Annotated in this window: 5 protein-coding genes and 1 pseudogene; all 6 read left to right on the top strand. The window is 40.0% G+C overall.

Going from position 1 to position 8,513, the window contains the following annotated elements:
• Positions 1–31: 31 nt before the first annotated feature.
• The 6 genes and pseudogenes from JT739_RS12945 to JT739_RS08120 all read left to right on the top strand — a co-directional run bounded on the left by JT739_RS12945 (position 32) and on the right by JT739_RS08120 (position 7,947).
• Positions 32–1,320 (top strand): annotated as a pseudogene (locus JT739_RS12945) (NAD(P)H-dependent oxidoreductase).
• A 207-nt stretch (positions 1,321–1,527) separates the two neighbouring features.
• Positions 1,528–2,484: a thiamine pyrophosphate-dependent dehydrogenase E1 component subunit alpha gene (locus tag JT739_RS08140; protein WP_237660610.1), complete on the top strand. Its 957-nt coding sequence runs from the start codon at positions 1,528–1,530 to the stop codon at positions 2,482–2,484.
• A 20-nt stretch (positions 2,485–2,504) separates the two neighbouring features.
• Positions 2,505–3,482 carry an alpha-ketoacid dehydrogenase subunit beta gene (locus tag JT739_RS08135; RefSeq protein ID WP_237660609.1) on the top strand — a complete coding sequence of 326 codons (978 nt, stop codon included), beginning with the start codon at positions 2,505–2,507 and terminating at the stop codon, positions 3,480–3,482.
• Between the two features lie 12 nt (positions 3,483–3,494).
• On the top strand, positions 3,495–4,808 hold the full coding sequence (locus tag JT739_RS08130) for a dihydrolipoamide acetyltransferase family protein (RefSeq protein ID WP_237660608.1): 1,314 nt from the start codon (positions 3,495–3,497) through the stop codon (positions 4,806–4,808).
• A gap of 13 nt (positions 4,809–4,821) precedes the next feature.
• Positions 4,822–6,204: a dihydrolipoyl dehydrogenase gene (lpdA, locus tag JT739_RS08125; RefSeq protein ID WP_237660607.1), complete on the top strand. Its 1,383-nt coding sequence runs from the start codon at positions 4,822–4,824 to the stop codon at positions 6,202–6,204.
• A 360-nt stretch (positions 6,205–6,564) separates the two neighbouring features.
• Complete coding sequence (locus JT739_RS08120) at positions 6,565–7,947, top strand: glycine--tRNA ligase (protein WP_237660606.1); 1,383 nt, start codon at positions 6,565–6,567, stop codon at positions 7,945–7,947.
• Positions 7,948–8,513 lie beyond the last annotated feature (566 nt).

The raw sequence follows: 8,513 nt of genomic DNA, 5'->3' as shown, positions 1-8,513 counted from the left end.
AAATAAAGATTATAGAGGGAGATGTTACATTATGCTTAATTTAAATACTAAGCTAAGGGAACTGGATGAACAAGGTAAAAAAATCAAAATGGGCGTAGTTGGAGCTGGACAAATGGGACGCGGTATGGTAAGCCAGATGTTCTGCATGAAGGGAATTTACCCAGCAATTATATCTGACTTAGATGTGGAGAGGGCTAAACGAGCATATGAACTTGCTGGGGTTAAAAGTGAGGATATTGTTTTTGCCAGTAAGCCTTCAGAAGCGGACAATGGCATACAGAAAGGGAAGTATGTTATAACTGATAATCTTGATGTAGTAACCAAATCTTTAGCAACTGATGTAGTAATAGATGCCACTGGAGTTCCAGAAACAGGAGCCAGAATTACCCTTGATTCGATTTATAATGGAAAACACATTGTAATGCTCAATGTGGAAACCGATGTTACCGTAGGGCCAATATTGAAGAAGATGGCTGACAGTGCCGGAGTAGTCTATACAGTTTCTGCAGGCGATGAACCTGGTGCCATAAAAGAATTATACGATTTTGCAGATGCTATGGGATTTGAGGTGCTAGTTGCGGGTAAAGGCAAAAACAATCCGCTAAACGTGGAAGCGACTCCTGATACAGCCAGAGAAAAGGCCCTAGCAAATAATATGAATCCAAAAATGTTAACGTCTTTCATTGAGGAACCAAAACAATGGTAGAGATGACATGTGTTTCCAATGCAATTGGATTTTTACCGACGAAAAAAGGATTAATAGGCCCCAAAGCAACTGTGAAAGAGTTGCCAAAACTCTTTAGTCTTAAGGAACAGGGAGGCATTTTGGATAGTTACAAAGTTGTAGAATATGTTAATGGGGTAGCGCCGGGAGTTTTTGTCATAGTAACCACTGATCTTCTAGCAGTGAAGGAAGAGATGGCTTATCTGTCTATGGGTGAAGGACCAAACTATGTTTTTTACAGACCTTATCATCTTACCAGTATTGAAACACCTTTATCTGCAGCCAGGGCATACATATATCACGAACCAACCATAGCGCCAAAAGGTGCACCGGTCGCTGAAACGGTTGCCGTAGCAAAGAAGGACTTAAAGGCAGGCGAGTATTTGGACGGCATAGGAGGATATACAGTATATGGCGTAATAGATACCTATGCTAATGCCAAAAAAGATAGAGCTTTACCGCTAGGGCTAGTCAATTCTAAAGTAAAGTTGAAAGCCGATGTAAAAAAAGGAGAAACACTGACTTACGATATGGTGGAACTGGATGAAGACTCACTAATTCTACATCTTCGCAGACTGCAAGAGAAGGTTATTTGAGATAATTTTTCATATTCCAACAATATATGCCGTGCCTGGCATGGGATTTGCATTTCCAGATACATATAGATCAGTATGCATAACTTGTGACGTGAAAATCTGTCAAGTGGTAAATATTTAACTTGCCGTTAGAGTGTGCGTGCCAAAATCTCTTTTTAAGTTTAATATTAATATTTGTTCATAAAAAGTAAAAAAGGAGCTGATTCGATGACTCTGTCCAAGGAGAAAAAACTTTGGATGTATCGCAAAATGCACGAAATACGAAACTTTGAGCTGGAAGTTGATAGACTATTTAAAGCAAATCTAATTTGGGGGACCTGTCATCTATCTGTTGGCCAGGAAGCATCTGCTGTAGGCGCAATAGCAGCCCTGGATGAAAAAGACATGATAACCAGCACTCACCGAGGGCACGGTCATTGCATTGCCAAAGGCGGCAAACTTCCGCAAATGTTTGCAGAGCTTTTAGGAAAAGAGACCGGTTACTGCAGAGGAAGAGGAGGATCAATGCATATAGCAGACCTGGAAATGGGCAACTTAGGTGCCAATGGTATTGTCGCTGGTGGCATACCAATAGCGACTGGGGCAGCATTAGCGTCCAAATTGAAAAAAGATGGAAAGGTGACTTTGTGCTTTTTTGGAGATGGTGCTACAAGTCAGGGAGCTTTCCATGAAGCTGTGAACCTGGCTGCAGTTATGAAATTGCCTGTAGTTTATGTATGTGAGAACAACCTTTACGGCATGTCGGTGCCATTTAAAAAGGCAAGTGCTGTAGAGAATGCAGCGGATAGGGCAAAAGCTTACAACATTCCAGGTATCATAGTTGACGGCAATGATGTGGAAGCTGTGTACAACGTGGTAAAGGAAGCTGTGGAAAGGGCGAGAAAAGGTGAAGGGCCATCTCTAATAGAGGCCAAAACCTATCGCTGGCTTGGCCATTCAAAGAGTGATCCGAGGGTTTACCGGACGAGAGAGGAAGAAGAAGAGTGGAAACAGAAATGCCCCATAAAAAGGTACAGACAACAACTGATTTCTGAAGGCATAGAGGAAGAGGTACTTAACAAAATTGAAAAAGAAGTTGAGGACGAGATTAAAAAGGCTCTAGAGTATGCGCAAAACAGCCCTGAACCTAAGGTAGAAGAAATTATGGAAGGTGTATATGCATAAAAACATAGGAGGCGAAAATAATGGCTGAAAAGCTTTATATAGAGGCGTTAAGAGAAGGTCTAAGAGAAGAAATGCTTCGTGATGAAAATGTCTTTATTATAGGCGAAGATGTAGGCCTTTACGGTGGTGCCTTTGGTGTGACCAAAGGGCTTTTTCAAGAATTTGGAGAAAACAGGATAATTGATACTCCTATATCTGAAGCAGCTATAGCGGGAGCTGCCGTTGGTGCTGCCCTGTGCGGTATGCGGCCGGTTGCAGAAATCATGTTTTTTGACTTCTTTACTATTGCTATGGACCAGTTGGTAAATCAGGGGGCAAAAAATCGATATATGTTTGGCGGAAAAGCCAAAGTGCCTATGGTTATTCGTGGCCCCATGGGATGTGGCACCGGAGCTGCGGCTCAGCACTCTCAAAGCTTTCCTGCGGTGTTTGCTCACTTTCCGGGTCTTAAAGTCGTAATGCCCTCCACACCTTATGATGTAAAAGGCCTTATTAAATCTGCAATTCGAGATAACAACCCTGTAGTATTTGTGGAACATAAACTTTTATATTGGACTAAAGGAGAAGTTCCTGAAGGAGATTACACAGTGCCTATAGGAAAAGCCGATGTAAAAAGGGATGGGAAAGATATAACTATAGTTGCCGGTTCAATAATGGTGCGAAGGGCATTAGAGGCAGCTCAAAAGCTTGAAGAAGACGGAATAGATGTTGAAGTTGTTGACATCAGATCTTTAAAGCCATTAGATTTACGAACGGTAGTTTCTTCAGTCAAGAAAACCGGTAGAGTGCTTATAGTAGAAGATGATCCTATAAGCTACGGGTGGGGGGCGGAGATTGCAGCAGGTATCGCAGGAAGTGAAGCCTTCGATTATCTAGATGCTCCCATAAAGAGACTCGCTGGCCTTGATATACCGATACCATACAACCCCAATCTCGAAAAACATGCTGTACCGCAAGTACCTAATATTATAGAAGCCGTAAGAGAAGTACTGAGATAAAGGAGGATATCCATGGCCACAATAGTGAAAATGCCTAAGCTAGGCACTACCATGACTGAAGGCACCATAGTTAAATGGCTAAAAAATGAAGGAGACCCTGTAAAAAAAGGTGAAATATACGTAGAAATACAGACAGACAAAGTAAATATTGAGGATGAAGCGGAAACCTCGGGAGTTTTGAGGAAGATAATGGCTAAAGAAGGGGAAACGATTAAAGTAGGTGAGCCTATTGCTATAATTGCTGAAGCCGATGAAGAATCACCGGATTTAGGGATTGCTGATAATATATCAACTCAAAACCAGGAGAAATCACCACAGGTTTTCCAGCAAGAAGACAAAACAGAAGCAGTAAAACAAACAATTTCGGATAAAATTAAAGCATCTCCTGCGGCCAAACGGGTCGCAAGGGAAAACCAGATAGATCTTTCAAAAGTTACTCCTTCGGGTCCTAATGGAAGAATAGTGGAAAGGGATGTATTGTCGTACATACAGGAACACAAAGTAAAAGCTACGCCTGTAGCAAAGAAAATTGCAATAGAGCGGCAAGTAGACCTGAAGGCTATACAAAAATCCCCGGGTCAAAGAATAACAAAGCAAGATCTGGAAGATCAGATAATACAAGATGTGGACAATGCTGTAGACAATACCATTCCCGTTATAGGCATGAGAAAAATTATAGCAGACAGTATGACTTACAGCAAAAAGGTTGCACCCCACATATATCTTTCTCTTGAAGTCGATATGTCAAAGGTTATTGATCTTAGAGAAAGATTAATACCTTTGGTACAAGCTCAGCATGATGTAAAATTGTCCTATAACCACATATTGATTAAAGCAGCTGCAACAGCATTAAGACTTAATCCTCTAATCAATTCAAGTTTTACTGAGGAAAAAATCATCCTAAAGCAGCATATAAATATTGGGCTGGCAGTGGCTTTAGAAGATGGGCTTATCGTGCCTGTAATTAAAGATGCAGATAAAAAGGGCCTTGCTTTTATTGCAAAAGAAACGGAGGAGTTGATACAAAAGGCAAAAAGCAAGAAGTTGTTGCCTGACGAATATCATGGAGGCACATTTACCATAACCAACTTGGGAATGTTTGACATAGAAAGTTTCTGTGCAATTATAAATCAGCCGGAGGCAGCCATATTAGCAGTAGGCAAGATAATTAAAAAACCTGTTGTAATAGATGATGAGATAACTATAAAGCCAATGATGAACCTGACCTTATCTTGTGACCACCGGGTGATAGACGGAGCTGTTGGAGCCAAGTTCCTGCAGAACCTCAAGCAAATCCTCGAAGAACCAATAAACATGCTGCTTTAAAGGGAGTGATGCTATGCATTACGATATAGCTATCATAGGCGGAGGTCCTGGTGGTTATGTAGCTGCTATCTATGCAGGCAAAAAGAAAACCAAGGTAGCTCTCATTGAAAGAGGAGAGCTTGGGGGAACCTGTTTAAACAGAGGGTGTATTCCCACAAAGACTTTAATTCACGGTGCAAATTTATTGCGAGCCATAAATAGTGCCAAAGAGTTTGGAATTACAGCAGAGAATGTGAGTCTTGATTGGGAGCTTCTACAGAAAAAAACATCTCGTATAGTAAAAACCCTTACAAGCGGTATACAAAACCTGCTTAGTGCCAATAAAGTTACGGTGATACGAGGTTTCGCAAAACTATTCGATAAAAACACCATACATATATCAAGTGAAACTGGGCAAAGCACCATTACGGCCGATAACATAATTCTTGCCACCGGCTCTGTTCCAACTTCCGTATCAGTTCCAGGTCATAATCTTAATAATGTCATAACCAGTGATCAGGCCCTTTTTCTCGAGCAAATTCCCTCATCGATGCTTATAATAGGTGGTGGAGTCATAGGTCTTGAAATTGGCTACATATATAAAACCTTTGGCACTAAAGTGACCATAGTGGAAATGCTGCCGGAAATCCTTCCAAGGCAGGACGAAGAGGTTTCTAAAGAGCTTAGAAAGCACCTTGAAAGACAGGGTATAAAGATATATACCAACTCAACTGTCAGAGATATAAAAGAACAAGATGGCATCCTGCAAACCACTTTTGATACAAGAGAAGGAACTAAAACCATAGATTCGGAAAAGGTCTTAATGGCAACGGGTAGAGCGCCTGTAGTTGATGCTTTCAGAGACTTGGGCCTTATTATAGAAAAAACAGGTGTAGCTGTAGATGAGTATCTTAAAACAAGTATAGACAACATTTATGCCGTCGGAGACGTAACCGGAAAATCCATGCTAGCTCATGTGGCATCACATCAGGGAATAACCGCTGTAAAAAATATTTTAGGCGAAAAGCAAAAGATTGACTATAAAGCAATACCCTCCTGCATCTATACAAGTCCTGAAGTAGCATCTGTTGGCATGACCGAACAAGAAGCAAGAAGAATATTTAAAGACAATGTCAAAGTTGGCAGGTTTCCATATGCCGCCAGTGGTAAGGCAATGACTTTAGGAGAAAGAACCGGTTTTGTAAAAATCATTGCAGAGTCAAAATATAATGAAGTACTGGGCATTCATATCATCGGGCCATCTGCCACAGAACTCGCAGCTGAAGCTGGCCTTGCTATAAAATTAGAGTGCACAGCCGAAGAGCTCGTCAATACCATTCATGCTCATCCAACACTTTCTGAAGCAGTAATGGAAGCTGCCTTTGACCTGCTGGCAGAGCCCATACATAAGTTATAAAGCTTATAGCAGAGCAACTGTCACAAATCTATGAGATGATTTATTTATCTCCGATATTTATGGACAACACTTGACTTCAGTTTTACAATAGTATATATTTTACTTAAAAGACTTTCTGGTGATCTTTTTTCACTGCTTTAAGCGAACGGGGGATGGTGGGAGCTCCGTAGCATAAAAAAGATCTGGGAACAGAAAGTAAGTTGTTTGCACAATAACATATTTGAATCCCAAAAGTGGCAGGCAAGTTTAAGACTAGCTTGCAACTAGGGTGGAACCGTCCGAGAAAAGGACCCCTAGACCGTTTATGAGGTTTAGGGGTTTTTTAATATTATCAATTATTTATTTGGAGGAGGTTAAAACATGCCAGAAAATGTTGAAAAAACCATGAGCAAGATAGTTTCGCTTTGCAAGCGAAGGGGTTTTATCTTCCAGGGGTCAGAGATATACGGTGGTCTGGCCAATACGTGGGACTATGGCCCATTGGGAGTAGAACTGAAGAGAAATGTAAAAGAGTATTGGTGGAAAAAAATAGTTCAAGAGAGGGATGATGTTGTAGGCATTGACAGTGCTATATTGATGCACCCAAGAGTATGGGAAGCTTCAGGCCATGTGGCAGGCTTTAATGATGCACTGATAGATTGCAAGCAGTGTAAATCAAGATTTCGGGCAGACCATCTTATTGAGGATGCCCTTAATATGAAAGTGGAGGGCAAAAGCGTCCAAGAGCTCACTGAGATTGTACATGGGAATCAAATTAAATGCCCTACCTGCGGTATGGTAGATTGGACTGATGCAAGGGTCTTCAACTTGATGTTCAAAACTTATCAAGGTGTTACTGAGGATTCAAGTTCAATAGTATATCTTCGCCCCGAAACAGCTCAGGGCATATTTGTCAATTTTAAAAATGTGTTAGATTCTAGCAGAATGAAGCTGCCCTTTGGCATCGCTCAAATAGGTAAATCCTTTAGAAACGAGATAACTCCGGGGAACTTTACCTTTAGGACAAGAGAATTTGAACAAATGGAACTAGAATTTTTTGTAAAGCCCGGTGATGATGAAAAATGGTTTGAGTACTGGCGACAGTTTATGATTGACTTTTTTGTATCATTAGGAGTCAAGAGCGAAAACTTGCGCTTAAGAGACCATTCACCTGAAGAGCTATCTCATTATTCCAAAGCAACCACCGATTTAGAATACAAGTTTCCTTTCGGATGGGGTGAGCTTTGGGGAGTTGCAAACCGCACGGATTTCGATCTTTCAAGACATATTGAGTATTCTGGGAAGTCTTTAACCTATTTTGATCCTGTTGAAAACAAACAAATTGTTCCATACGTAATTGAACCGTCCCTTGGTGCAGATAGAGCCGTATTGGTGCTTTTATGCGATGCCTATGATGAAGAAGAGGTTCAGGGTGAAACCAGGGTAGTTCTTCGCTTTAAACCGGAAATTGCACCAATAAAATGCGCTGTTCTTCCGCTTTCCAAAAAAGAGCCTTTAGAAGAACTGGCAAGAAAAATATATCAAGATTTGAAAAAATACTACCATATGGAATATGACAATACCGGCAGCATAGGCAAGCGCTACCGTCGACAAGATGAAATCGGGACTCCTTTTGCCATAACCGTGGACTTTGACAGCTTGGAAGATAATAAAGTTACAATAAGGGATAGAGACACAATGGAGCAAGATAGAGTTGAAATAGACAAAGTAAGGGATTATTTAAAAGAGAGATTGGGATTTTAAATTGTTTTCAAAAACTGCTACTGGAGGTTTCCCGGTAGCAGTTTTTTATAAAAGATTCCAAAAGGCTCATTTTACATTTCTGATGGCAAGAGCAGCCATTTATAAGGTATGGAATTATTTTAAAAAAGGATAATCAGATTTTATATAGAATATATATATTAAATTATATAAAGAGTAGGTATTATGGTTTGAAAAATGTAAGGGCTTACAAATAATGTGAAAAAATTATTTCCGATGTTTTATTAACTACATGTATAAAAAAGACATATTTTATGCTCTGCTGTAACCGATTACATTTTATGGTTAATTTTCAATTTCGAAAAAATAACACTGTTTAAAGAGGTGAGCAAACAGTGTTGTATTTATTGATATTTGTAAGAGAGCAGGTGTGGTAATGAAAAAGTTTCAATGGAACTATTCCGACCTGAATATTAGAAATGGAACATAGAAAAATAAGGTTTTCTAAAACTACCTGTAGACGTCGTAGATTATTAGCTATACTTATGGAACCTATTGATAACTAAAAGAATTTTTTTACAAATTAGAACTGTCAATAATCTTTGAAA

The sequence above is a fragment of the Tepidanaerobacter sp. GT38 genome (assembly GCF_021991635.1).
Taxonomy (GTDB): domain Bacteria; phylum Bacillota; class Thermosediminibacteria; order Thermosediminibacterales; family Tepidanaerobacteraceae; genus DTU063.
This window is presented reverse-complemented; position numbering and strand designations above follow the sequence as displayed.

What these genes read in the sequence shown, in the direction of transcription:
- lpdA (WP_237660607.1), top strand. Translation starts at nt 4,822, where the DNA reads ATGCATTACGATATAGCTATCATAGGCGGAGGTCCTGGTGGTTATGTA.
- JT739_RS08135 (WP_237660609.1), top strand. Translation starts at nt 2,505, where the DNA reads ATGGCTGAAAAGCTTTATATAGAGGCGTTAAGAGAAGGTCTAAGAGAA.
- JT739_RS08140 (WP_237660610.1), top strand. Translation starts at nt 1,528, where the DNA reads ATGACTCTGTCCAAGGAGAAAAAACTTTGGATGTATCGCAAAATGCAC.
- JT739_RS08120 (WP_237660606.1), top strand. Translation starts at nt 6,565, where the DNA reads ATGCCAGAAAATGTTGAAAAAACCATGAGCAAGATAGTTTCGCTTTGC.
- JT739_RS08130 (WP_237660608.1), top strand. Translation starts at nt 3,495, where the DNA reads ATGGCCACAATAGTGAAAATGCCTAAGCTAGGCACTACCATGACTGAA.